Source organism: Sabulibacter ruber, from assembly GCF_017355955.1.
Lineage (GTDB): Bacteria > Bacteroidota > Bacteroidia > Cytophagales > Hymenobacteraceae > Nibribacter > Nibribacter ruber_A.
Genome location: NZ_JAFFID010000001.1, coordinates 2,050,190 through 2,075,425, shown reverse-complemented (window position 1 = coordinate 2,075,425; position 25,236 = coordinate 2,050,190). Strand labels below are relative to the sequence as shown.

Here is a 25,236-nt window from a genome sequence, read left to right as displayed (position 1 = left end):
AAATCGTTTCAGGGGGAGCCCGCTACAAAGTCCAGCTGCGGAAAAGAGGCGGGATCAACTTGGTACAGGTAGAAGTAATTAGGCGTGATACTGGCTTCGTCAAACCGGGCGACAAGCTTTACTGGGTACGGGTACCAGCCTAAATCAATTTTCTGCGAAGACAATAACATAATTCGCCTTTGCTCTTTTTGCGCCAGTGCCTTCGCCCATTTCAACGTCTGAAAAGGTGTCAGTTCGTTTTCTTCGGGACTATCGGGCTGAAAGAACGTGCTGGGCGATAATCTGGGCAAGTAAATAATCGGCTTCCCGTAATAGGCCACCACCGCAGAGAGAAGTATATCGTCTTCCACGACGATCAGATCTGAAGCTGGTACTTTCTCTTTTAAGTAGGCCGCAGTTTTCTTGGCAGGATGGAAAGAGTAGTTCACCTCCATAGCAACGGCGTAGATTCCCACCCCAAACTGGATGAGCACCGCCAGAAACAGGAGCTTTTGCAAACGTTGATAAGACTGTTGTATTCTTTGTGAGTACCCCTGGTAATAAGACAGGAGCCAGGTAAAAGCAACTGTAAAGGTGAAATAATGCCCAAAGTGGCGCAGGCTGCCCATGTACTTAAAAGCAAAAAACAGAGACAGCAGAACGATTAAGGCCAGAAATGGGAAAAAGAGGCGTTTTTCGGCTTTGAAGCAATGCAGGGTAAACAGGATTATGACCCCAGAAAAAAGTGCCTCCAGTGCATGGCCTGCTATGGTGGGAGTAAGGATATAAGAGTTCCAGAAATCCACGAAGAAATGAGGGATGGGAAAGAAAGCCTGCCAGGGTCTGGTCACTGCCCTGAGGTTGACCATTACCTGCCCCATCTCGGCCGGCCGGGCGATACTCCAAATTGAAAATAAGCAACCGGCGGTCCAAAAGAAAAATCCCAACCATTTCTTCATAGGAGCAATTTCTGATTGTGACGAAGCGCCTTTCCATACACCAAAAGCCTCTGAGAAGAGCAACAGGCCTAGCACTCCGGAGAAGAATAAACCAAAGAGATGGGTCTGAGCATTCAGCACCAACAGCAGGATATACAAGAACCAATTGGAACACCGCTTAGGATAAAAGGCGCAGATTAGAAAGGTGGTGAGTAGTTCCAGGGCGTACAATCGGCTGATTAGCCCGTATTCAAACAGCCCGTAGTACCCGAAACAGAAAAGTAACCGCAGAAGCCAGTGAAACGGTGCGTACCGCAGGAAAACAAAAACAAACCCCACGGCAAAGCTAAACTGACAGATCTGTAGCGCCTGTAGATTTTGGGTAAACCTGGTAACAGCAAAGAGTAAGCTGTACCACAGGTTGGGATGCCCTTCAAACCGTTTGTTGTACAGCAACTCACTATAGGAGTCGCTGTAGAGAGCCAGAAGCCACGGCTCCGTTTCATCAAACCAAAGCTCATGATAGGGCATGAGCCTTGCCAGTAGAAGGGCATATACCAGTGTGAAAAGCGGAGCAAAGAAGTTGGCTAGGAGCAGGGACTTTTGATATTGCTTCATCTGGATGCTCAAAATAGAAAGAAACCTGCTACTTGCCGATTGCCGGGTGTTCGGCTACCATGTACTTTTTTGAAATAGGGAGTGGGTTGATCTTGTAAGTAAAAATTGTAAAACCGGTGATAGAGTTTCTGCCGAAACATCTCAGGAACTCAACAGGGATAGGTGACAGCTGATAAGGTAAATCAGATCTACTGATTAATACAACAGGACTATTTTTTTCATGCGCCAGTTTACTAGCCCTGTCAAATAGAAGGTTTGGATGCAGGTAGTGATTTTCGCTTGAGTCAAGAGTATAAAAGCTTTTTAGATTTCCAGTGGTGAGATTAACTAATGGATATCCTAAATAGGCAATCACGTTAGAAGAAATTACCCCTTCATCCGTCGCAAATTTGTAACTGGTAGGCAATGATTTCAGGTATTGAGCTACTTCTTTTCCTGTATAGAAGGGGGATTCCCAATCTGTATACAACGCGTACATTCCAGCAACAATTTGTAAAAAGCCAAAGATGTAAAGAGAGGCAAAAAGTGTGATATTGATCCAGCCCGGGTTCCTCTTTTGTTTGGGGCTTTGTTCATAGAAAGTTCTAAGCCAAAGCAGCACTATGGTGAAAGTAAAGAAATGGCCGTGGTGCCGCATACTGCCTTCCATCTTGAGGAAAAATAGAAAGAGCATAGCACTGAATAAGAGAAGCAGAGCAATCAATAGCCGCGAGATTCTGTGAAACACCGCGTAAAGAAGAATAACCAGTAGAGCGGAGAGAGGTATCTCAACACTGATTCTTAGAAAGGAAGTGTTCCAAAACTCAGTAATGAAATTGGGGACAGGAGCAAAAGCCTGCCAAATACGGGCTATAGCCTGGTAGAAGTAATAGGGATGGAAAAAGGAGAACAGTGATCCTTGGGTTTCATTAGGGCGCACCATACTCAAAAATGAGTAAAGGCAACATGCCGCCCAAATAAGCAATCCGATGGTTTTGTGAACCGCGGAGACCGGTACCCAGTGCGGAGATTGTCTCCAGATTCTGAAGGCTTCTGAAAATAGCAACAATCCCAATACACCGGCCATAAAGAAACCAAACAAGTTCGTCTGAGCAAGTATCCCCAACAATAGGATATATAGATACCAATGGGAGAAGCGCTTGGGGTATAAGGCACAAACCAAAAACACGGTGGCCAGTTCAATTGCGTAAAGCCTGCTAATGATTCCGTATTCAAAAAGGCCATAGTACCCGAAACAGAACATTAACCGAAGAGCCTTGGAGAATGGAGCAAACCGAAGGAAAAGGTAAACAAATGTTATCGCGAAAACAGCCTGGGTAATTTGAAGTGCCTTTAGGTTGTGAGTAAACTTTGTGATGACAAACAGGATGCTGTACCACAGGTTAGGGTGCCCCTCAAATCGTTTATTTTGTAGAAGATCAGCGTACGAATTACTATAGAGTCCCAGAAGCCAAGGTTCGGTTTCGTCAAACCATAGCTCATGAAACCCCATTGCCCAGGCAAGCAACAGGGCATAAAGCAATGTGAAAAAGAGTGCGAAGGAACTATCGCGTTGAAAAAGTATCATGAACTTATTGGGCTTATTCAGACTGTTCATGATACTCTTGCTCGGTGTTCACTTCCCAAATAGTTGATTTATCTGTACGCCCTTGGGCTATGTTTTCAACAGCCAGCATGGCGGTCAGCATGGAGTGGTCCTGGTTGTTGTATTTGTGCATGCCGTTCCGGCCTATCAGGAACAGGTTCTCTATCCCGTCTAAAAAGGCTTGAACCTTAGGGAACTCGTCATAGGAACCGAAGTAAGCCGGATATGCCTTAGGCATCTTCACTACGGTACCGTCAATGACTTGGTCAGCAGAGATAATGCCCAGCTTTTGCAGTTCTTTGACAGCTAATTGCTGTAACTCCGCTTCAGACATTTGCCATAATTCATCTTCTTCCTGGCAGAAGTATTCTACACCAAGCCACACTTTATCAGGATCTGTGACCAGGTAAGGGCTCCAATTATTGAACAGTTGGAGTCTTCCCGCCAGGACATCAGGTTCCTGGATATAAATCCAGTTGTCCTGTATAAGAGGATTGTCATCGGTTTGGATGGCCAGTTTGTGCAGCAGCAATCCCACGGAAATGAAGTTGCGGTAGGGAAGCTTCTCCGCAATTGCACGAATATCAGCTGGCACCACTTCGCCCAAGGCACAGATCAGATTCCGGATGGGCATGGTGGAAATCACGTACTCCGGGTTCAACTGGTAAGTAGTACCGGTTATATCATTCTGGACAGTGGCAGATACAATGCGGTTATTGCTCAACTCCAGCTTTACCACCTTCTGCTGCATATGAACCTCAGCGCCTTGGTCCTGTACTTTGCGGGTTACTACTTCCCACAAGTGCCCCGGACCTAATTTGGGGTATAGAAACTGCTCAATGAGTGAGGTTTGGGTTGTTTTCTGGGTAAAATCAGTAGAAGAGGATGAAAACTGTTGCCGCAGAAAGTGCTTGATGGCTTGGGTAATGGAAAGAGTCTTGATGCGCTGGGCACCCCATTCAGCACTAATTTCCTTGCAGGGCACGCCCCATACTTTCTCAGTGTACGCTTTGAAAAAGGTTAAATACAAGTGTTCGCCAAATCTGTTGATGAAAAACTCCTCCAGATTTTTCTCCTCTTTGATAGGCTGCACCACCTGTTTCAGGTAGCTCATCACCGCTTTTACGGACCAACCAATCCCTAACTGAGAAAACGTTCCCAGAGAAAAGGACAGGGGGTAATCAAAGAACTTTCTCCGGAAAAAAATGCGGGACTTCCGCTGGCGGAGCAACATCACATTGTCGCCTAAGGATTTATCAGAAGCCGAAACAGTGGGGATGGAGCGGCTTTTCCCTTGGTAGTTAAGTTCGCCTATGGTTTGTCCCGGTTCCAGTTGCAGCGGCAGAATAGAAAGCCACCAATCCATCACCCGGTCAGACTTGGAGAAGAAGCGATGCCCTCCAATATCCATGCGGTTGCCCTTGTAATTGATGGTGGCCGAAATGCCCCCAATCCGATCTGTGGCTTCTACCACGTACGGATGTATTTGGGTCTGTTGCAGCAATTCATAAGCGGCCGTTAAACCGGCCGGACCAGCTCCAATAATCAGAGCGGTGGAGGGAGAGGACATACACAAACAAATAAACTATTCAAAGATAACAGGAGAAAGCGGTTCTCCGAAGGCTATCTTACAAGGGGAAGGCTGGTTATGCGATTTGAATAGTTCTAACGCTTTTAAGAAAGCATTGACTCAGTGGAAACGATAAAGGAAGAGTCTGCCTCGGGGGTTGGTAACCGGTTGAGCCGATGGGTCACATGGTAACTGTCTAACCCTGAAACGGTCATGCTTTGGGCTTTTTCAAGGTCTACATACCCGTCTTCCTGCAGGCATTCTTCCGGTACCAGTGCTTCCACTATCTCCCCAATCACCAGAATGGTCCCGTTCAATTTAATATAGGTGCGCTGTACCAGTTTCAAACCCAGCTTAATGGAGGCCTCCTGCACATAAGGCGCCGGGTGCAAGTCTGAGAACTGAGGCGTAAATCCGCAGAGCTCAAACTCTGACTGGGTATGGTGGGCGCTGGCGTGATGCGCTGCCTGGTAGAACTCCGGCCGAACGTGGTTAAGGGTAAAATGACCGGTTTTGATGATGTTGTTCAACGTATCCCGCACCACTGTATCTGGTCGCACCAATATCCCAATCAGCGGCGGATTGGCACCCACATGGAATACCTGAGAGTATAGCCCCAGATTGGTTCGGCCTTTGGGATCTGTGGTGCCAACCAGACAGATGCTTTTGAAGCCGGAAAGGGAAGTGATGAAATTAGCCCGAAAGGGCTGCTCCATCTGGATGATATCGGCGGTTGAAAATTGGGTGTCTGTCATGGGAGAAGGGGATTAGCATGGAGACAACAACGCCCTCTAAAGGGATAGTAAGATAAAAAGAAATCAGAACAGCACCTAATCTTACTCGTTTTCTTGAGGAATTTAGCCCCTATTTCTAAAAAGAGGCGAATAACGATTTCAAGGGCAGAGGGCCTCGTTTTTAGTGTTGTGCCGATAAGCTATACGAAACGACGAATTAGACTTTGCACAATAAAAAGAGCCGTTTCGGGGCTGTTTTTACCAAAACAGCCCCGAAACGGCAAAACAAGAAGTCTAGGGTAAGCACTCCTGGAGAGCCCCGCAATCTGGCCTGATCTCGGCACTTATGAGGCGACCTTGTCGGTCAAGTTCCAGGTGACAACATTCCGCAAAGACGGCTTTCAGCTTTTCCCGGCCTCGTTGGATGCGGGATTTTGCCCCGGAGAGCGAAAGCCCTAATCTGCGTGCGATTTCCTGCTGCGGCACACCTTCCAGATCGCTCAACCGAAGGGGCTCTGCGTAGGCCTCGGGAATCAGTTTCAGCAGCGGAAGCACACAATCGGCCAGTTCCTGTACCGGGCTCTCTTCTGTTGCGGCAGCTGGTATATCTGTGTCATCGGGTAAAAAAGTTTCGCGCTGCCGGGCCCTGTTGAAATCATGCACTACATGCCGGGTAATTTCATACAGCCAGGCCCGCACGTTCCTGACTTGCGGTAACGTTTCGCAGTGCCGATGTACCTTCAGCAAGACTAGATGGGCCAGATCCTCGGCATCGGCTTGGTTTGGCACCCGCTTCCTGATGAAGCCCTGCAAAGCCTCCTGGTAGGTAAGGAACACCGGACCTACTGCCGCGCAGGGATCAGGCACCGGTCCAGCGTTGTAGGAGTTAGAGGTATGAGTACAGGAGGGTGTTTTGAATTGCATAAGGTTTTGAATTGCATAAGGATAGTAAAGGTTTGCCGTTTTGGACTTTGTTTTAGGAAATTACCTCCCAAACGTCTGACTAATTTACATTAATTTCCTACTACTTGGCTTCTGCGTTCTAACAGGTAAATGTCCCGCCAGTGGCCGTTTAGTTTTCCCAGCTTTTCCCGCAAACCAACTACCCTGAATCCGCACTTTACATGTAGCGCAATGCTTGCCTCATTCTCCTTCATGATGCTCGCTTGCAGTGTCCAGATGCCATTCTCTTCTGATGCCGTGATGAGGTGTTGGAGCAGCATCTGCCCGATGCCTTTTCCCCGGAAGGTTTCATCCAGATAGATGCTCACCTCGGCTACTCCGCCGTACACGCATCTGCCCGAGACCGGACTCAAGGCAGCCCACCCCGCCACTTGTCCTTGGGGCGAAAGGGCTACCAACCTGCTGTGAGAAAGGTGGCCGGCATCCCATTTTTCCCAGTCAGGGGCATTGGTTTCCAGGGTGGCATTCTGGCTCTCTATTCCTTGTTCATAAATCTCCCTTACTGTAGGGTAAAACTTAGCCTGTAAAGGCTCTACCGAGATGGTGGTGATCGTTTCCATGGAAGTTGCAAAGGGCATTTAGAGGGTAGTAGTTTCAGCAGGAGCCGGTGCGCAACAGGTGGAGGCACAACAAGTAGTTGTTTCTATGTCCCCACCATAGGTGGTGGACTCCCCAAAGGTATAGAACGTTTCCCACTCAATGCCCTGTGGATCTTGTATCCAGGATTTCTCAGACCTGGCATAGCAACAAGTAGTATTTCCTTCTACCCGAACGGTGCCTTTCGCTTTCTCCAAACGGGCGAATACCACTTGTAGTTCTTCGGGTGTTTCCACCTGAATCCCTAGATGCTCAACTCCCGCTACTTCCCCGTGCGTAGAGATGGCGAAGTTCACTCTGGGGTCTTCCAGCATCCATTTGGCGTAATCAGCTTTGAGTACCGTTGGCCCTGCCGCGAACAAAGCCGCGTAGAAGTTCACGGACTCTTCCAGATTGTGTACGGTAAGGTTTACATGTAGTCTTTTCATGGCTCTCTATTTTGATGTATGCCCCGATGACGGGGAAAGACCTGAAAAGACGCAGGATTGATGAAGATTTTTTAAAAATTGAATTAGACATCCGAACCTAGGATGCGGTAGAAAATAAACTAATAGTTTAAGGCAGAACTTCTAATATCAAGCTATAAACAGACTTGCTTTCTGACTTGTCTAAGGAATTGTTTGTCCTGAAAATGAACAGGATATCCCAGGTGTTTAACTCAAAATAAAAAGAGCAGATCCAGCACATAGCCTGAATCTGCTCTTCTCTTAACTAGAAAATCCTTGTTACACATACTCCAACCCCTTGCTTGCCTTCACGTCAGAGACAAAATCTTTTACTTTTTGCTCATTATTGCGCGGACAGATCATGAGAATGTTGTGATGTTCGGCTACTATATAGTCTTGTAGTCCTTGTATCACAACCAGTTTGTCCTGTGGCGTTTTGATGATGCAGTTCTGTGTGTCATATAACAAGGTGTCGCCATCTATCACATTGCCTTCCGGAGTTTTATCGGCTATGCTGTAAAGAGAATTCCAGGTACCCACATCAGACCAGCCCAAATCTCCCAAGATGACATGAACATTGTCCGCTTTTTCCATAATGCCATAATCAATGGAGACGTTCCGGCAGGTGGAGTAGATGGTGTCTATGAAAGAACTTTCTTCTGAAGTATAATAGGCAGCACTTCCTGCTTCAAAAAGCTCAGCAACTTCTTTCAAATGCTCTCTGAAAGCTGCTAAAATAGACTGAACATTCCAGACGAAGATGCCTGCGTTCCATACAAAGTGGCCATTCTCCAGAAACTTCTGAGCCACTTCTAAGGATGGTTTCTCTGTAAAAGTTTTGACTTTCTTCAAAGAGCACGCTTCGTCTGGTACATATTGTATATAGCCGTATCCGGTGTCAGGTCGGGTTGGTTTAATACCTAAAGTGACCAGCAGATTTTCTTTATCGGTAACTTCAAGAGCCTGATGTATACACTCCAGGAAAGCTTGTTCTCTCAGGATCACATGATCAGCGGGGGCAACAATCACATTGGCTCTGGGGTTCTTTTGAGCTATCTTATAGCAAGCGTAAGCAATACAAGGAGCAGTGTTGCGACCTACTGGTTCCTGAAGGATTTGGTCTTCCCCAAGTTCTGGAAGGTGTTCCTGTACCAGAAATTTGTACTCCCTGTTCGTTACTATGTATATGTTCTCTTTAGGGCAAACGGTGGAAAAGCGCTTAACGGTGGATTGAATCATGCTTTCCCCAATACCAAGTACGTCATGGAATTGTTTGGGGTAGTTATTCCTGCTAAACGGCCAAAACCTGCTTCCAACTCCACCTGCCATCACAACTACATACGTATTCTCTGATAAGCTACTCATATTAAATATACTTTAAGGTAAGTTCAGGTTTATATATTAAAAAGGTATAAAGCAAAATTAAGTAATTCTTTGTAATATACAAGATAATATTTAGTTTATTCAATAATACTAAAATATTGCATGAGGTAATATGTAATATCTAATTATTTGTATGAATTAATCTGATTGATTGAGAATGTGTTAATGTTTTGGATATACATCTACTCTATTGATAGCGTATGTTGTAGATGTTTTGCATTTAAATTTTGTTTTATAGAACAAAACCTTTATGTTTAAACGAAAGTTGTTTAAAAATGTACTAAGTAGGTTTGATATTTTACAGCTTAAATAGAAGATTATGAGAATCGCAGTAGTAGGCACTGGTTACGTGGGCCTGGTGACGGGCACGTGCTTCGCCGAGGTGGGCATCGACGTGACCTGCATCGACGTGAACGTCAAGAAGATCGAGGACCTCAAGCAGGGCATCCTGCCCATCTACGAGCCGGGGCTGGAGGAGATGGTGCTCCGCAACGTGGAGAAGGGCCGGCTGGGCTTCTCCACGGACCTTTCCGCGGCCATCAAGGGCTGCGACGCAGCCTTCATCGCGGTGGGCACGCCCCCCGGTGAGGACGGCTCGGCGGACCTGAAGTACGTCTTGGGGGTGGCCCGGGAGATCGGCCAGCACATGGACGACTACCTGGTCGTGGTGACCAAGAGCACCGTGCCGGTGGGCACCGCCAATAAGGTGAAGAACGCCGTGGCCGGGGAGCTGGCGAAGAGAGGGTCTGACTTAACATTTGATGTTGCCTCGAACCCCGAGTTCCTGAAGGAGGGCGCCGCGATCGACGACTTCCTCAAGCCCGACCGGATCGTGATCGGGGTGGAGAGCGAGCGGGCCGAGGAGGTGATGCGCAAATTGTACAAGCCGTTCCTGTTGAACGGGCACCCGATCATCTTCATGGACGTGCCCTCGGCGGAGATGACCAAGTACGCGGCCAACTCGATGCTGGCGACCAAGATCAGCTTCATGAACGACATCGCCAACCTGTGCGAGCTGATGGGGGCGGACGTGAACATGGTGCGCCGCGGCATCGGCTCGGACTCGCGCATCGGCAACAAGTTCATCTACCCGGGCATCGGCTACGGCGGCTCCTGCTTCCCCAAGGACGTGAAGGCGCTCATCAGGACGGCCGAGGAGAACGGCTACTCCATGCAGATCCTCAAGGCGGTGGAGAGCGTGAACGAGAACCAAAAAGAAGTTCTTTTCAACAAGGTGATGAAGCACTTCAATGGGGAGCTGGCGGGCAAAACCTTCGCCCTGTGGGGCCTCTCGTTCAAGCCCAAGACGGACGACATGCGCGAGGCCCCCTCGCTGGTGATCATCGAGAAGCTCCTGGCCGAGGGCGCCTCCGTGGTGGCCTACGACCCGGTGGCCATCAAGGAGGCCCGCCACATGATCGGGGAGAACGAGCGGGTGAAGTACGCCAAAGATGAATATGAAGCCCTGATCGACGCCGACGCGCTGCTGGTGGTGACCGAGTGGCCCGAGTTCCGCTCGCCCAACTTCCAGGTCATCGGCAAGCTGCTCAAGAACAGGGTCATCATCGACGGGCGCAACATCTACGAGGCCAAGGAGCTGCAGGAGCTGGGCTTCTGCTACTACGGCATCGGGGTGCAGGAGGTGCTGCCCGCCGTCGAGACCACCAACTAGAAAGGATTTACCACCAGACGCTACATTTGGATTGCAATGGCAAAAACGGATAGAAAACGCGTGTTGATCACCGGGGCGGCCGGTTTCCTGGGCTCGCACCTGTGCGACCGCTTCATCAAGGAGGGCTACCACGTGATCGGGATGGACAACCTGATCACGGGTGATTTGAGGAACATCGAGCACCTGTTCAAGCTGGGGCAGTTCGAGTTCTACCACCACGACGTGTCCAAGTACGTGCACGTGCCGGGGGGGCTGGACTACATCCTGCACTTCGCCTCGCCGGCCTCGCCCATCGACTACCTCAAGATCCCGATCCAGACCCTCAAGGTCGGGTCCCTGGGCACGCACAACCTGCTGGGGCTGGCCAAGGCTAAGGGCGCTAGGATCCTGATCGCCTCCACCTCGGAGGTGTACGGCGACCCGGAGGTGCACCCGCAGACCGAGGAGTACTGGGGGAACGTGAACCCGGTGGGCCCCCGGGGCTGCTACGACGAGGCCAAGCGCTTCCAGGAGGCCATCACCATGGCCTACCACCATCACCACGGCCTGGAGACCCGCATCGTGCGGATCTTCAACACCTACGGCCCCCGCATGCGCCTCAACGACGGCCGCGTGCTGCCCGCCTTCATGGGCCAGGCGCTGAGGGGGGAGGAATTGTCTATCTTCGGGGACGGCTCCCAGACGCGCTCCTTCTGCTACGTGGATGACCTCATCGAGGGCATCTACCGGCTGCTGCTGAGCGACTACGCCCTGCCGGTGAACATCGGCAACCCCTCCGAGGTGACGATAAAGGAGTTCGCCGAGGAGATCTGCAAATTGACCGGGGTGGAGCTCAAACTGGGCTACCAGCCCCTGCCCGAGAACGACCCGCAGAGAAGGCGGCCCGACATCTCCAAGGCCAAGGCCATCCTGGGTTGGGAACCCAAGGTCTCCCGACAGGAGGGCCTCAAAAGGACCCTGGAGTACTTCCGGGAGAACGTGGAGGTCGCCGAGGTCGAGCATCGCGTGTTCTAGTCAGAAAGATTTACACAAATCAAAAAGGCTTGCTGCAAACTGTAGCAAGCCTTTTCTGTTTCCGGTGGCCTCAGTATTACCAAATACTTGCTAATCTGAGTATTTACAGCATTTCTGGCCTCTTTCTAAGAAAATAGGCCTAAATCAGACTCCATGAAAGCTATTCAGGCTATCTGATGAGTTGTCAAAGGTTAGTGGGTCATTTTACAGATATTAAATAATATAATTTTAACCTGAAGTGATGTGGTAGTCAAGTTGCTGACTTTTAGTATTTTATATCAGTGGTAGGCTTGGTTAATGGCTGCTGGTATTTAGTTTAATCATATTAAAAAGAACTAGGTAAAAACCATTTCGCAGATATGTCGTACCTTTGCGGCAATATGTGCGGTATATCAGGAATCTACGCTTTTACTCAGGAAGGCCAATCGGCCATTCAACGTTTATCAGACTCAACTGACGCGCTTCAGCTACGAGGACCCGACTCCGGGGGGCATTTTACTCATGGCGTGGTAGGGTTAGGGCATCGGCGCTTATCCATCATTGACGTAAGCGATGTGGCGTGTCAGCCTATGCACACCGAGAATGAACGCTATACCATCGTGTTCAATGGTGAGATTTTCAATTATCAAGAGTTGAAAAAACAGCTTCTGGACAAAGGCTATACCTTCTTCTCGCAGTCTGATACTGAGGTTCTCCTTAAATACTACATTGAGGAAGGCCCCTCTTTCCTGAAAAAGCTGAACGGCTTCTTTGCCTTCGCCATCTATGACAAGGAGAAAGAATCATTGTTCGTGGCCCGTGACCGCTACGGAGTAAAACCGCTCCTGATGTACCAGGACGAAGACAAACTGGTGTTTGCTTCTGAGATGAAGTCCTTGCTGGCTTTCGATATTCCCCGTAAGCTAGACTATGTTTCTCTGTATGAATACCTTCAGTTAAACTACATTCCAGCCCCGGCCTCTATTTTCAAGGGAGTTAAGAAACTCATGCCTGGCCATTACCTGATGATTTCCAAGAATGGCAAGGTTGAGAATAACCGCTGGTACAAAATCCCATACGACGAGAAAAAAGTTAAGAAAAACGACCTCTCGTATGAGGCACAACAGAAAAAGTTGGTTGACCTTATGGATGGTGCCGTGCAGCGCCGCATGATCGCCGATGTTCCTTTGGGGGCTTTCCTAAGCGGGGGAATCGACTCTTCCGTGATTGTGGCCTTGGCTTCCCGCCATACAGATCACCTCAATACTTTCTCTATTGGCTATAAAGACGAGCCTTTCTTTGACGAAACTCGGTATGCAAAACTGGTAGCCGACCGTTACAAGACCAACCATACCGTTTTCTCGCTTACTAATAATGATTTGTACGAGCACCTGTTCCGGGCGCTTGACTATATAGATGAGCCTTTCGCCGATTCTTCTGCCTTGGCGGTAAACATCCTCAGCCATTATACCCGTCAAAAAGTAACGGTAGCCCTGTCCGGCGACGGGGCCGATGAGCTTTTTGCCGGCTACAACAAGCACATGGCCGAGTATAAGGTACGCCAGGGAGGCTTTGTGGCCGAAACAGTAGCAGCCTTGCTGCCCGTTTGGGAAATGATGCCAAAGTCGCGTAACTCTGCTTTAGGGAACCGAATCCGGCAGTTCCAACGGTTTGGCGAGGGAATGAACCTTTCAGCCAAAGACCGTTACTGGCGCTGGGCCTCCTTTGCCACCGAAGAAGACGCCAAGTCTTTGCTCAGCGGTAAAGCAAGACGTATACTTTCCAAAAACATCTACAAAAAACGCCGTCAGAAGATTTTAAGCCACCTTTCCCAAAAAGGGGACATAAACGAGGTGCTGTATACAGACATGCAGTTGGTGTTGCCAAATGACATGCTCACCAAAGTGGATCTGATGTCCATGGCCAATAGCCTGGAAGTGCGTACCCCATTCCTAGATTATAAGGTGGTGAACTTCGCCTTCTCCTTGCCGCAGTCGTCCAAAATTGATGGTAATATGAAGAAGAAGATCGTGCAGGATGCCTTCCGGGAAATGCTCCCAGCGGAATTATACAAGCGGCCAAAGCATGGTTTTGAGGTTCCTTTGCTGAAATGGTTCCAAAACGAGCTTCGGCCCATGATTATGGATGATCTCCTTTCAGACTCCTTTATCGAGGCCCAGGGAATTTTCAACCTGAAAGAGATTCAGCGTTTGAAAGCCCAGCTTTTCTCCAAGAATCCAGGAGATATTCATGCCCGCATTTGGGCCTTGGTGGTCTTCCAGCACTGGTGGAAAAAGTGGATGGCCTAAGAGCATAAATATCTTTTAATACTAGAATCGCACTAGAACAATCTTAACATTTAGAATTCTCCCATGAAAATTGCAGTAGTAGGAACAGGCTACGTGGGCCTGGTGACAGGTACTTGCTTCGCAGAAGTAGGTATTGATGTAACTTGTATTGACGTCAATGTAAAAAAGATTGAAGATCTTAAGCAGGGCATCTTGCCTATCTACGAGCCAGGTCTCGAAGAAATGGTAATGCGAAATGTAGCGAAGGACAGGCTACATTTTTCCACTGATTTGGCTACTGCTATTCAAGGGTGTGATGCAGCTTTCATCGCTGTGGGTACTCCTCCAGGTGAAGATGGCTCTGCGGATCTAAAATATGTGTTGGGCGTAGCCCGGGAGATTGGCCAACACATGAATGATTACCTAGTGGTGGTTACCAAAAGCACCGTACCGGTAGGAACAGCTAATAAAGTAAAACAGGCCGTGGCCGAAGAATTAGAGAAGAGAGCCTCTGACCTTTCTTTTGACGTGGCCTCCAACCCTGAGTTCCTGAAAGAAGGAGCAGCTATTGATGATTTCCTAAAGCCTGATAGAATTGTTATTGGTGTTGAGAGCGAACAGGCTGAGGAAGTGATGCGCAGGCTCTACAAGCCTTTCTTGTTGAACGGCCACCCTATTATTTTCATGGATGTGCCTTCGGCGGAGATGACCAAGTACGCGGCTAACTCCATGCTAGCCACCAAGATCAGCTTCATGAACGACATCGCTAACCTGTGTGAAATCATGGGCGCAGATGTAAACATGGTTCGCCGGGGCATCGGCTCTGATTCCCGCATCGGCAACAAGTTCATCTACCCAGGCATAGGTTATGGAGGCTCTTGCTTTCCTAAAGATGTGAAAGCCCTAATCAAAACTGCTGCGGAGAATGGATACCAAATGCAAATTCTACAAGCAGTAGAATCTGTGAATGAAAACCAGAAAGAGGTTCTCTTTAACAAAGTGATGAAGCACTTTGGTGGGGATCTTGCCGGGAAAACTTTCGCTCTTTGGGGCCTTTCCTTTAAACCTAAGACGGATGATATGCGTGAGGCTCCTTCATTGGTCATCATCGAGAAACTCTTAGCAGAAGGTGCCAGTGTGAAGGCATATGACCCGGTTGCTATAAAAGAGGCGAAACACATGATTGGCAAGAACGACAAAGTGGAATACGCTAAAGACGAGTACGACGCTTTGATTGATGCTGATGCTTTGCTGATCGTAACTGAGTGGCCTGAATTCCGCTCACCTAACTTCCAAGTAATTGGTAAACTTCTTAAAAATAGGGTAATTATTGATGGGCGTAATATCTACGAGGCCAAAGAACTGCAAGAGCAAGGTTTTGCTTACTATGGCATTGGTGTGAAGGAAGTGCAACCAGTAATTGAAATAACAAATTAGAATGGCAAAAACGGATAGAAAGCGCGTATTGATAACCGGCGCCGCGGGGTTTCTGGGCTCGCACCTGTGCGACCGCTTCATCAAGGAGGGCTACCACGTGATCGGGATGGACAACCTGATCACGGGTGATTTGAGGAACATCGAGCACCTGTTCAAGCTGGGGCAGTTCGAGTTCTACCACCACGACGTGTCCAAGTACGTGCACGTGCCGGGGGGGCTGGACTACATCCTGCACTTCGCCTCGCCGGCCTCGCCCATCGACTACCTCAAGATCCCGATCCAGACCCTCAAGGTCGGGTCCCTGGGCACGCACAACCTGCTGGGGCTGGCCAAGGCTAAGGGCGCTAGGATCCTGATCGCCTCCACCTCGGAGGTGTACGGCGACCCGGAGGTGCACCCGCAGACCGAGGAGTACTGGGGGAACGTGAACCCGGTGGGCCCCCGGGGCTGCTACGACGAGGCCAAGCGCTTCCAGGAGGCCATCACCATGGCCTACCACCATCACCACGGCCTGGAGACCCGCATCGTGCGGATCTTCAACACCTACGGCCCCCGCATGCGCCTCAACGACGGCCGCGTGCTGCCCGCCTTCATGGGCCAGGCGCTGAGGGGGGAGGAATTGTCTATCTTCGGGGACGGCTCCCAGACGCGCTCCTTCTGCTACGTGGATGACCTCATCGAGGGCATCTACCGGCTGCTGCTGAGCGACTACGCCCTGCCGGTGAACATCGGCAACCCCTCCGAGGTGACGATAAAGGAGTTCGCCGAGGAGATCTGCAAATTGACCGGGGTGGAGCTCAAACTGGGCTACCAGCCCCTGCCCGAGAACGACCCGCAGAGAAGGCGGCCCGACATCTCCAAGGCCAAGGCCATCCTGGGTTGGGAACCCAAGGTCTCCCGACAGGAGGGCCTCAAAAGGACCCTGGAGTACTTCCGGGAGAACGTGGAGGTCGCCGAGGTCGAGCATCGGGCGTTTTGAGGGCATTTTTCAGAAAATAGCCCCATAAACCTAATAGTTTAATGAAAAGATAAAGCTTTAGAAGAGAATAATCAGAAATTCATTTTAAAGCGTAAATTTTTTTTGAGACAATAAATAAAAAAAATTGAGTTTTAGAAGAGGTTTTTTTAAGAATGTATTAACAGTAGGTAGTTATTCTTATTTAACCCAATTAATTGGTTTTGGGTCATCAATAATAACATCAAGGTTTTTAGCTCCCAAAGATTACGGCTTTTTTGCTTTAATTACGGTATTTACAGGGTTTGTAAATGTGTTGGCAAATGCTGGTTTAGGAACATCAATTTTAAGAAGCAACTATAATAAAACCTATTATAAAGCAGTAAGAAACTTAACCTTAGTGTTGGGCCTGGGAATTTTTCTTCTGATGGTTCTTTTATCGTATCCAATAGCATGGTTTTATAATAATCATGCATTGGTCTTTCCTGTTATTGTATATTCTGCTGTTTTTATATTTAATCCTATAATGATTGTTCCAAACGCAATTTTGGGGAAACAGATGGAATATTCTTTTATAGGTAAAAGAGCTTTGGTGTCAACATTGATAAGTGTTGTGTTAACTTTTATATTGGCTTATTTTCAATTTAGATACTGGGCATTAATTATTCCCCAAATAGTTGTAGGTGCTATAAATTTTGTCTTGTTAGAAAATAAGGTAAAATTAGGATATAAAATATATCCATGGAATTATACAATAATTGCATTTAGGAAGAATAAAACTCTAATTAAAAATGTTTTAGGATTTAATTTGATAAATTATTGGGCAAGAAATATGGATAACTTATTGGTTGGACGTCTATATGGGCCATCCGAATTAGGGGTTTATAACAGAGCTTATACTTTGTTAACCCTGCCACTTAACATGATATCAGGTATAATAGGCTCCGTTTTAATTCCGAGTTTAAGAGATTTAAAGAAGGATAAAACTGCCATGATGAAGGAATATTCTTACATACTAGGAATAATTAGTATAATAGATTATCCCATAGCAGTAATATTAATTTTGTTCCCGGGACAACTAGTTTATATTCTATGGGGAGATAATTGGCTGAAAGTTTCTGAATACCTTCCGTATTTTGGACTATTAATTTTAACACAAGGATTGATGACTACTATAGGAAATATTTACTATTTGCTAGAAAAAGAAAAAACAAATTTTTATGTAGGAGCAGTCAATGCCATTTTGTTAGTGATTTTTATTGCCATTGGATCTATATTTTCAGTTTTATGGATGGTGAAAATTTATGCCTTAAGTTATTTAATAGTTAATATACCTATAAATGTATATTACGGATTTATAAAGACTTTTGGATTTGAATATAAATTTGTGTTAAAATTTTGGTTGCCAAAGGTGTTGCTTTCATTATTTATGCTGCTTTTGATGATGATTGACGAGTCTAGTTATCTATACATCCCAGTTGTTTTGTATGGGGTTTATATAATTATTAACCAATTCGGAGAGATTGAAAAGTTGGTTATAACTATAGTAAAAGGTGATGGTGTTTTGAGTATGAAAAGAAATAGGTAATGAATAAAATAGCAAAGGTTTGTGTAGTAATAAATAAAGGGAACTTGGCTTATTCTGAAACATTTATTAAGGCTCATATTGAGCGGCTAGGTGCTAAAGTATTACCCGTGAACTTATTTCCTGACGAAGAGCAGGAGAATATACATTCATTTAAAAGCCTATGGGCAAATAACAAAGGATTAACCCTTGTCTTAAGTATATTGAAAAGAATTTATATCTTAATTGATAATAAAATCAAAATATTAAAAATAAATAAATTTTTTAAAACAAATAAAATAGATGTGTTGCTGGCTGAATATGGCATGACCGGTGTAAGAGTTATGAAGGCCTGTAAGAGTAATAACATTCCTTTAGTTGTGCATTTTCATGGTTATGATGCATATAAGAACAATGTATTAGAAAAGTTTAGAGACAACTATAAGAGAATGTTTGATTATGCATCTGCAATAATAGTTGTTTCTAAAGACATGCAAAGCCAATTGATAAGGTTAGGTGCGCCTCAAGAAAAACTTTACTATAATGTGTATGGGGTTGACCTAAATAAATTTTCGGGTGAAAACATAGAGAAAGAAAATAAGCAGTTAATTTCCGTAGGTAGATTTGTTGAAAAAAAGGCTCCGTATTTAACTTTATTGGCATTTTCAAAATGCATAGTAAACCATCCTAATTCAACCTTATTGATGATTGGAAGTGGAGAATTGCTTAGCATTTGTAAACAATTGGCTAAATCGTTGAAAATAGATAAAAACGTAAAATTTTTAGATGCTCTTGCTCATGAAAAAGTAGGAGAGTTGATGAGGGAATCGATTGCATTCGTTCAGCATTCATTAGTGCCTGAGAATGGTGATTCAGAAGGAACTCCAAATACAATTTTAGAAGCGCAGGCATCTGGATTGCCAATTATAAGTACTCTTCATGCGGGAATTAAAGATGTTGTAATACATAATCAAACAGGATTCCTTGTTGAAGAAGGAGAAGTTGATAAGATGGCGGAATATTTAAATCTTTTATTAGAAGATAGAAGATTAGCCATAACAATGGGCGAAAATGCTAAGGTGCATGCAATGAAAAATTTTTCAATTGAAAAAAGCATTTCAAGCCTAAGTTCGATCCTTGAAAGTGTAGCATTAAGTGCTCAAAATTGAAGAATAATTTTAAGACTTAGAGGTAAAGTAAATTCAATGAATATTATTGTTATCCAAAATGCAGGAATTATATCAAACTCTAAAAAATAAAGGTTGGGAAGGCAAGTGCAATTCGTATCAGGATGTAATAGAAAGGTATGAATTGATAAGGAGGAGGTCGGAAGCGAAGATATCAGTAATAGTAATTTCCTGGAGGCTAGTAAAAGAAACCAAGTTAAACTTTGAGACTCTTGAAAAACAAAGAAAAGAGCAATTTGAATTGATCTTTGTAAATAATGGAGGTAGTGATCAAGAGTTTGAAGCTATATTGCCCTATGTGGATAAATATATAAAACTTAATAAAAATACGGGTGCCTATAAAGCAAGGAATATAGGCTCAGTTTTTGCAGAATCACCTTTGCTTCTGTTTTTAGAAGATGATGGTATTCCAAATATAACATTTATAAAAAGTCATTTGGAAGCCTTCGAGAAGTTTGATATTTTATGTTTGAGAGGAGTTTATAAACCTTTATCTAATAGTGTATACAATAAGTTAGCTTCTCATTATTATTTAGGCGAAGATCCTTTTCCAGCGCTTTTTAATTTGGAAGGGAATGCGTCAGTGTTGGCTAGTTGTTTTTTTGAGATTGGAGGTTGGGATGATGAGATTAAGTTTGGCCATGGTGGACCTGAATTTGCATTAAGGTTGTTTAAAAAGTATCCAGATTTTCGGAAACAAATTTATTATCCTAAAGCAATTATAAACCATGATTATGTCAAGAGTAAAGAGCATTTACAAATAAAGGCACAAAGGCAGAATGCGTCATTGCTGCGCTTGAAGGATAAACACGCTGATTGGGATGAGTTTGTAAACAGTTGGTATCAATATAGGAAAAAAAGTTATTTATTGATTAGGAAGAATCCCACTATAAAGGATAAATGTTCCGACATGTTGAATTTTTTAATAGAAAGAATAGTAACAGATATCTTGAGAATAGTGAAACACCAATTAAAGAAATAATGAAATTTAATGGTGCAGAATGTTGTTTCAATTAGAACTTTGTTAAAATAAATTTTATTATTGTTTTATTGTAGTTATGAGTAGGTTTAATTTAGACACAGATTTACAATAATGAAAAGGGTTTTAATAATTACTTACAACTTTTTTCCTGATAATGTAGTTTCAGCAAGAAGGCCAGAAAGTTACGCTAAATATTTGCCTAAACATGGGTATGAAGTAAACGTATTGACATTAAGGTTTGATAAAATACCAAATGGTAATGATAAATATACTTGGGCTTTGCATGATCATACTGCAACTACTATAATTGATAATTTTGAGAGTTCAAAGGTAATAAGAGTCCCAAGGGTACTGACTTTTTTGCAAATATTAATTGATAAAATAAGCAAATTTAGGTTTTTAAGAAAACTGACAATTCCCTTTATCTGGGCAAATGGATATTTTGATTTACCCATCATATATAGTTATCAAAATATAAAAAATGAATTGTTTAAACTTTTAAGCAAAGAAAAGTATGATTTGATTTATTCGATTTATTCTCCTCATATACTTTTAAAGATAGCTTATGAAGCAAATAAAAAATTTGGAATACCCTATGCATTAGATTTTAGGGATTTATGGAATAATAATCTGGCTAGTTTAGAATATCAACCGTCAAATATTGAAAGGATTCAAAATTTTTTTATTAAAAAATATTGGTCTAAGTGGTTGTCAAATGCAAAATTTTTTTCAATAACAAGTAATGAATGGCTTGGAGAAGTTAAAAAGTTAACACAAAAGACAGGGTATGTTCTAACAAATGGGTTTGAAAGTGAACAATTGCTTTTTAATTATACCGAAAAGAATGATTTATTCACTATTTCATTTGTAGGTAGTTTGTACACTGAACAGAATATTGACATATTTATTAATGGTGTAACTGATTTTATTGATAAGCATAGCCCTGTAAATTTAAAAATAAATTTTGTTGGGTTAAAAGATAAGTATAGACCTGGTGTTAAACAGGAAATTTTGAACAAATTAGATAGGAGATATTTGAATATTATAGACTATGTTGAAAAGGAAGAAGCGTATAAAATCATGAATTCTAGTTCTATATTATACTATCCTGCATTTTCAAGTATTCCGGGGTGGTGTTCTGTTAAAGTTTATGAGTATTTAGCTTCTAAGAGACCTATTTTAGTTTCACCTGGGGATAATGGAATAGTTGATGATATAATAATCAAAACAAAAGCTGGGGAAATTTGTAATTTGTCTTCTGAGGTTTACTCATTTATTTCAAGCAGTTATGCAGAGTGGGAGAAAAATAAATATTTAAAGTATAATGGAATTGAAGATGAGATTGAAAAATATTCTAGAAAATATCAAGTAAATTTGTTAAATGATATTCTAAGAAATCATTTGTAGAGTATTGAATATTTAATATTCTATAGGTTTGTGCAGTGTTGGTTAAAAGATGTTTTTTTGGTTTTAAATTTATGTTATAGTTAATGGGTAAAATAAGTGTTTTCCATATTTCATATTGGTATCCGTCGCAGGAGAATCAAATTGAAGGTGTATTTGTTAAAGAGCATATAGATGCTCTTAATACTTTTTGCATTAATAAGTTAGTTCATTTTCAATTTAGATCAAGTAAAAATGACTTATTCAAATTGAAAGTAACAAATATTTCTAGCTTTGAAACTTCATATTTTATTTATTCTAAATTAGACATTTGGTTTATTAAAGAACTTATTTCTGCCCTTTTTTTTATTTATTTTATATTTAAATTTAAAATAAATAAAAAATATGACATAATAAATGTTCATGTTTCTTATCCATTATTAACATATCTCAATATTTTTAAAAGGTTCATTAGAATACCTTTAATTGTGACGGAGCACTGGACAGCTTACCATTTTAATTTTGGATTAAAATCAAACTCACCTAAGTTAAATAAGATTAAACGTATTTTCTATAATCCTTTAAAACTTATTACTGTTTCGAAATCTTTAGCAGATGATATAATCTTATTTTCTAAAAATAAAAATATTGATTATTCTGTAGTGCCTAATGTAGTTAAAATTTATGAATCAAAAAATATTTTAACCAATTTGAGCTCTAATGTAAGTGCTCAAGTTGTTTTTTTTAGTCTTGCTTATTGGCGAGAAGTAAAGAATCCTTTTCTATTATTTGATGCTTTTAGAAAAATAGTAGATGAAAATGCAAATGCTTTGTTGAAGATAGGTGGTAATGGGCCATTACTACCAAAGATGCGTGAATATGCCGAAGAAATTGGTTTGCAAAATAATATTCAATTTCTAGGGGTGCTTACTAAACAACAGATAAATCAAGAAATGAATGGCATAACTGCTTTTCTGCATTCTTCTAAATTTGAGACTTTCTCAGTTGTTTGTGCTGAAGCTTTATGTTTTGGGGTGCCTGTTATTTCAAACAATATACCTGCTATTGCAGAGTACTTGCATGAAGATGTTGGTATTTTAGTTTTGAATGATGATGTGACATCTTGGGCGAAGGCAATGAGGAATATCATTATTGATCAAAGCCGATTTAACCGTGATAAGATTGCCAAATATGCTAGGAGTAAGTTTTCTCAACAAACAGTCGGTAAGCAATATTTTGATGTAATTGAGAATACAATTAAAAAATTTCATGAAAGATTCGGTTAAGTTTTTAATTGATAAAATTTTAATTGTCCTACTTAGAAGATTAAAATTTATTTCTCTTATTTCTAAACATTCTAAAATTCATCCCTCTGCATCAGTTGAAGGTTCAGTTATTATTGGAGATGTTAATGTTGGGCCAGGATGCAAAATATTAAATTGCCACTTAGAAGGTGTCATTTCTATTGGAAACTTTACTTCTCTTTGGGGCCCAAATATTAACATGTACTCGGCTAAGTTTCCGATAATTATTGGGAAGTATTGTTCCATAGCACGCAATGTCTCTTTCCAGGAATTTTATCATAATTCTCGACTTTTAACTACTTATCTTATTCATAAGAATATTTTTAAAGTCGAAAATGAAAATTCAATTGTTTCTAAAGGTGGAATTACAATTGGAAACGATGTATGGATCGGTATGCATTGCTGTATACTTTCTGGAGTACATATTGGCCATGGAGCGGTCATAGCTGCTAATAGTGTTGTTAATAGTGATGTGCCTCCTTATGCTATTTGCGCGGGTAGTCCTGCAAAAATCGTTGGTTTTCGTTTTAATAATGAAATTATAGAAGTACTTCTTAGAACGAATTGGTGGGATTGGGATTTAGCTAAAATTACAAGAAACAAGTTTCTATTTGAAAACGAGTTAACTTTAGAGTTGTTAAATGAAATTATTGAATAGTAGAAAGCTTCTCGATAAGAGAATTTTAATTGTTTCTCCAGAAGCTTGGAGTCATTCTTTTGTTTCGAAACATCATTATGCATTAGAACTTGCTAAGTTTAATAAGGTTTATTTTTTGAACCCTCCCTCTAAAACTGGTAAGTTTTTCAAACCTAAAGTTTTAATGGTTGGGGCTAATTTATTTGTTATTGATTATAAACCAATTATAAGAGGCGTTAATTTCTTTTCATTAAAGTTACGATTGATTTTAACAAAAATTCAAATAAAAATTTTTGAAATGGTTGTTAATAGTAAGTTTGACGTTGTCTGGAATTTTGAAACTTCTAGATTCTACGATTTTGATGCTTTCAATAAAAATGTACTTAAAATTTTACATATTGTTGATTTGAATCAAGATTTTCACTTTGAAGAAGCAGCTAAATCAGCAGATATATGTATTTGTACAACTGATTTTATTAAAACTAAATTAATTAAACATAATAAAAATGTTTTTAAAATACATCATGGCTATAATTCTTTGACTAAAAGCGATGATATGTTATATTTTAAATTTGATAACAATAGAGTTAAAGCGGGTTATGTTGGAAATTTAAATATTAAATATATTGATTATGAACTTATTTATAAGCTTATAACCACTAATCCTAATGTTGATTTCTATTTTGCTGGTCCCCTAGATTATAACAACATTGAAAAAAGTTCGTTTTTAATATTAGACCGACTCAAGGTGTGCCCAAATTTTAAATTATTAGGGCCTATTCCTTCTGCAAGTATTCATGGGTTTCTTAAGAATATGGATATTTTACTTGTTATTTATAAAGTTAAAGAACATTTAGAACAATTAGCTAGTCCACATAAACTAATGGAGTATTTCGGTAGCGGTAAAGTCATTGTAGCTACTTATACTGACGAATATAAAGATAAACGACATTTACTTGCAATGAATAACGAAAATGACAATTATCTTTTGTTGTTTAAAAATGTAGTGGATAATTTGGACTTTTATAATAGCAATGAAAACCAAAGATCAAGAATTGATTTTGCTAATTCTAATAGATATATCTGCCAGTTAAATAAGATTGAACAACTAGTAATTGAATATGTCTGAGTTTGATAAACCTTTAGTTTCAATTATAATGCCAGCATACAATGCAGGATCTTATATTTTTCAATCAATTCAATCCGTTGTCAATCAAACTTACCTAAATTGGGAATTAATTATTGTAGATGATGGAAGCACTGATAATACGGCCGAAGTTATTTCTCAAATTAATGATGTTCGTATAAAGTACTTTCGGCAAAGCAACCAAGGTGTGGCATCAGCAAGGAATAAGGCTTTAACTCTTATTTCAGGTGATTTCTTCTGTTTTTTAGATGCTGATGATGTCTATCCTAAAAATAGTTTGCTTTGTAGGCTTCAAGTTTTCAAAGCTAATTCTGAAGTTAGCTTTGTAGATGGTGTTGTGCGAATTATGGATTCTACCTTAAAGCAAAACAAAGGTACTTATCAGCCAAGTTTTAGAGGTAATCCCAGAGTTGAATTGGCTAAACTTAGTGGCAGGTGTTTTATGGGGCCATCTTGGATGATAAAGCGAGTGCCAAATTTTAATTACTGTTTTAGAAGTGACTTGACCCATAGTGAAGATCTTATTTTCTTCATGAGTATTTCTGACCATGGTTTTTATGATTATACCAAAGAGGAAATTTTACTATACAGAAGCGGTCATGTTTCAGCGATGTCTAATTTGGACGGGCTTGAAAAAAGTTATGTAGCTGTTTATAATTTAGTGAAAGATGAGTTTAAAGGAAGTAATTTTATACAATTACTCTTGTTGAAGGTTAAGATAATGAAGATAATGTTTCTAAGTTTTCTTGTAAATGGAAAGAGGCCTTTACGTGCTTTAAAATCTTTTATTTATCTTTTATTTTCATTAAAATAATTAATAAAAGGTGTTATACTATTTGTGATTCCCTTTTTAGTAAAAAAATTATTGTCCTAA

Annotated in this window: 21 protein-coding genes; 13 read left to right on the top strand and 8 right to left on the bottom strand. The window is 42.3% G+C overall.

Annotated features, from left to right (window positions below; genetic code table 11):
• Positions 1–8: 8 nt before the first annotated feature.
• From JT719_RS08440 to JT719_RS08405, 8 genes are all read right to left on the bottom strand, one after another.
• On the bottom strand, positions 9–1,535 hold the full coding sequence (locus tag JT719_RS08440) for a hypothetical protein (protein WP_207432413.1): 1,527 nt from the start codon (positions 1,533–1,535) through the stop codon (positions 9–11).
• A 28-nt stretch (positions 1,536–1,563) separates the two neighbouring features.
• Complete coding sequence (locus JT719_RS08435) at positions 1,564–3,102, bottom strand: hypothetical protein (RefSeq protein ID WP_207432411.1); 1,539 nt, start codon at positions 3,100–3,102, stop codon at positions 1,564–1,566.
• 13 nt (positions 3,103–3,115) lie between these two features.
• A complete protein-coding gene (locus JT719_RS08430) occupies positions 3,116–4,690 on the bottom strand; it encodes an NAD(P)/FAD-dependent oxidoreductase (protein ID WP_207432409.1) in 1,575 nt (524 codons plus the stop codon).
• 104 nt (positions 4,691–4,794) lie between these two features.
• A complete protein-coding gene (locus JT719_RS08425; protein ID WP_207432407.1) occupies positions 4,795–5,445 on the bottom strand; it encodes a flavin reductase family protein in 651 nt (216 codons plus the stop codon).
• Positions 5,446–5,718: 273 nt separating this feature from the next.
• Positions 5,719–6,348, bottom strand: coding sequence for an RNA polymerase sigma factor SigZ (gene sigZ / locus JT719_RS08420; RefSeq protein WP_207432405.1), 630 nt, complete (start codon positions 6,346–6,348; stop codon positions 5,719–5,721).
• A gap of 89 nt (positions 6,349–6,437) precedes the next feature.
• The gene (locus JT719_RS08415) at positions 6,438–6,947 is read right to left on the bottom strand and encodes a GNAT family N-acetyltransferase (protein WP_207432403.1); all 510 of its coding nucleotides are present in this window, start codon (positions 6,945–6,947) and stop codon (positions 6,438–6,440) included.
• 18 nt (positions 6,948–6,965) lie between these two features.
• On the bottom strand, positions 6,966–7,412 hold the full coding sequence (locus tag JT719_RS08410; RefSeq protein ID WP_207432401.1) for an ArsI/CadI family heavy metal resistance metalloenzyme: 447 nt from the start codon (positions 7,410–7,412) through the stop codon (positions 6,966–6,968).
• A 297-nt stretch (positions 7,413–7,709) separates the two neighbouring features.
• The gene (locus JT719_RS08405; RefSeq protein WP_242693105.1) at positions 7,710–8,795 is read right to left on the bottom strand and encodes a mannose-1-phosphate guanylyltransferase; all 1,086 of its coding nucleotides are present in this window, start codon (positions 8,793–8,795) and stop codon (positions 7,710–7,712) included.
• Positions 8,796–9,132: 337 nt separating this feature from the next.
• On the opposite strand from JT719_RS08405, the gene JT719_RS08400 reads away from it, so the two are divergent.
• From JT719_RS08400 to JT719_RS08340, 13 genes are all read left to right on the top strand, one after another.
• Positions 9,133–10,485, top strand: coding sequence for a UDP-glucose dehydrogenase family protein (locus tag JT719_RS08400; protein WP_207432400.1), 1,353 nt, complete (start codon positions 9,133–9,135; stop codon positions 10,483–10,485).
• Between the two features lie 36 nt (positions 10,486–10,521).
• Positions 10,522–11,499 carry a UDP-glucuronic acid decarboxylase family protein gene (locus JT719_RS08395; RefSeq protein ID WP_207432399.1) on the top strand — a complete coding sequence of 326 codons (978 nt, stop codon included), beginning with the start codon at positions 10,522–10,524 and terminating at the stop codon, positions 11,497–11,499.
• A gap of 380 nt (positions 11,500–11,879) precedes the next feature.
• Entirely contained in the window at positions 11,880–13,787 is a 1,908-nt protein-coding gene (asnB, locus tag JT719_RS08390) for an asparagine synthase (glutamine-hydrolyzing) (protein ID WP_207433317.1), read from the top strand.
• 63 nt (positions 13,788–13,850) lie between these two features.
• Positions 13,851–15,203, top strand: coding sequence for a UDP-glucose dehydrogenase family protein (locus JT719_RS08385; protein ID WP_207432398.1), 1,353 nt, complete (start codon positions 13,851–13,853; stop codon positions 15,201–15,203).
• Position 15,204: 1 nt separating this feature from the next.
• On the top strand, positions 15,205–16,182 hold the full coding sequence (locus JT719_RS08380) for a UDP-glucuronic acid decarboxylase family protein (protein ID WP_207432397.1): 978 nt from the start codon (positions 15,205–15,207) through the stop codon (positions 16,180–16,182).
• Between the two features lie 124 nt (positions 16,183–16,306).
• Entirely contained in the window at positions 16,307–17,746 is a 1,440-nt protein-coding gene (locus tag JT719_RS08375; protein WP_207432396.1) for an oligosaccharide flippase family protein, read from the top strand.
• Positions 17,746–18,891, top strand: coding sequence for a glycosyltransferase (locus JT719_RS08370; protein ID WP_207432395.1), 1,146 nt, complete (start codon positions 17,746–17,748; stop codon positions 18,889–18,891). The genes JT719_RS08375 and JT719_RS08370 overlap by 1 nt, the downstream gene beginning before the upstream one ends.
• 58 nt (positions 18,892–18,949) lie before the next feature.
• Positions 18,950–19,891, top strand: a complete 942-nt coding sequence (locus JT719_RS08365) for a glycosyltransferase family 2 protein (RefSeq protein WP_207432394.1) — start codon at positions 18,950–18,952, stop codon at positions 19,889–19,891.
• Between the two features lie 111 nt (positions 19,892–20,002).
• A complete protein-coding gene (locus tag JT719_RS08360) occupies positions 20,003–21,298 on the top strand; it encodes a glycosyltransferase family protein (RefSeq protein WP_207432392.1) in 1,296 nt (431 codons plus the stop codon).
• Positions 21,299–21,381: 83 nt separating this feature from the next.
• Positions 21,382–22,560 carry a glycosyltransferase family 4 protein gene (locus tag JT719_RS08355; protein WP_207432389.1) on the top strand — a complete coding sequence of 393 codons (1,179 nt, stop codon included), beginning with the start codon at positions 21,382–21,384 and terminating at the stop codon, positions 22,558–22,560.
• Positions 22,544–23,236, top strand: coding sequence for a CatB-related O-acetyltransferase (locus tag JT719_RS08350; RefSeq protein WP_207432387.1), 693 nt, complete (start codon positions 22,544–22,546; stop codon positions 23,234–23,236). The genes JT719_RS08355 and JT719_RS08350 overlap by 17 nt, the downstream gene beginning before the upstream one ends.
• Complete coding sequence (locus tag JT719_RS08345; RefSeq protein ID WP_207432385.1) at positions 23,220–24,344, top strand: glycosyltransferase family protein; 1,125 nt, start codon at positions 23,220–23,222, stop codon at positions 24,342–24,344. The genes JT719_RS08350 and JT719_RS08345 overlap by 17 nt, the downstream gene beginning before the upstream one ends.
• Positions 24,337–25,176: a glycosyltransferase family A protein gene (locus tag JT719_RS08340; RefSeq protein WP_207432383.1), complete on the top strand. Its 840-nt coding sequence runs from the start codon at positions 24,337–24,339 to the stop codon at positions 25,174–25,176. The genes JT719_RS08345 and JT719_RS08340 overlap by 8 nt, the downstream gene beginning before the upstream one ends.
• The last annotated feature ends 60 nt before the right edge of the window (positions 25,177–25,236 follow it).

Coding starts and splice junctions, on each gene's coding strand:
- JT719_RS08355 (WP_207432389.1), top strand. CDS start 21,382: ATGGGTAAAATAAGTGTTTTCCATATTTCATATTGGTATCCGTCGCAG.
- JT719_RS08350 (WP_207432387.1), top strand. CDS start 22,544: ATGAAAGATTCGGTTAAGTTTTTAATTGATAAAATTTTAATTGTCCTA.
- JT719_RS08440 (WP_207432413.1), bottom strand. CDS start 1,535: ATGAAGCAATATCAAAAGTCCCTGCTCCTAGCCAACTTCTTTGCTCCG.
- JT719_RS08410 (WP_207432401.1), bottom strand. CDS start 7,412: ATGAAAAGACTACATGTAAACCTTACCGTACACAATCTGGAAGAGTCC.
- JT719_RS08380 (WP_207432397.1), top strand. CDS start 15,205: ATGGCAAAAACGGATAGAAAGCGCGTATTGATAACCGGCGCCGCGGGG.
- JT719_RS08425 (WP_207432407.1), bottom strand. CDS start 5,445: ATGACAGACACCCAATTTTCAACCGCCGATATCATCCAGATGGAGCAG.
- JT719_RS08385 (WP_207432398.1), top strand. CDS start 13,851: ATGAAAATTGCAGTAGTAGGAACAGGCTACGTGGGCCTGGTGACAGGT.
- JT719_RS08415 (WP_207432403.1), bottom strand. CDS start 6,947: ATGGAAACGATCACCACCATCTCGGTAGAGCCTTTACAGGCTAAGTTT.
- JT719_RS08430 (WP_207432409.1), bottom strand. CDS start 4,690: ATGTCCTCTCCCTCCACCGCTCTGATTATTGGAGCTGGTCCGGCCGGT.
- JT719_RS08340 (WP_207432383.1), top strand. CDS start 24,337: ATGTCTGAGTTTGATAAACCTTTAGTTTCAATTATAATGCCAGCATAC.
- JT719_RS08345 (WP_207432385.1), top strand. CDS start 23,220: ATGAAATTATTGAATAGTAGAAAGCTTCTCGATAAGAGAATTTTAATT.
- JT719_RS08360 (WP_207432392.1), top strand. CDS start 20,003: ATGAAAAGGGTTTTAATAATTACTTACAACTTTTTTCCTGATAATGTA.
- JT719_RS08365 (WP_207432394.1), top strand. CDS start 18,950: ATGCAGGAATTATATCAAACTCTAAAAAATAAAGGTTGGGAAGGCAAG.
- JT719_RS08405 (WP_242693105.1), bottom strand. CDS start 8,795: ATGAGTAGCTTATCAGAGAATACGTATGTAGTTGTGATGGCAGGTGGA.
- JT719_RS08370 (WP_207432395.1), top strand. CDS start 17,746: ATGAATAAAATAGCAAAGGTTTGTGTAGTAATAAATAAAGGGAACTTG.
- asnB (WP_207433317.1), top strand. CDS start 11,880: ATGTGCGGTATATCAGGAATCTACGCTTTTACTCAGGAAGGCCAATCG.
- JT719_RS08400 (WP_207432400.1), top strand. CDS start 9,133: ATGAGAATCGCAGTAGTAGGCACTGGTTACGTGGGCCTGGTGACGGGC.
- JT719_RS08435 (WP_207432411.1), bottom strand. CDS start 3,102: ATGATACTTTTTCAACGCGATAGTTCCTTCGCACTCTTTTTCACATTG.
- JT719_RS08395 (WP_207432399.1), top strand. CDS start 10,522: ATGGCAAAAACGGATAGAAAACGCGTGTTGATCACCGGGGCGGCCGGT.
- sigZ (WP_207432405.1), bottom strand. CDS start 6,348: ATGCAATTCAAAACACCCTCCTGTACTCATACCTCTAACTCCTACAAC.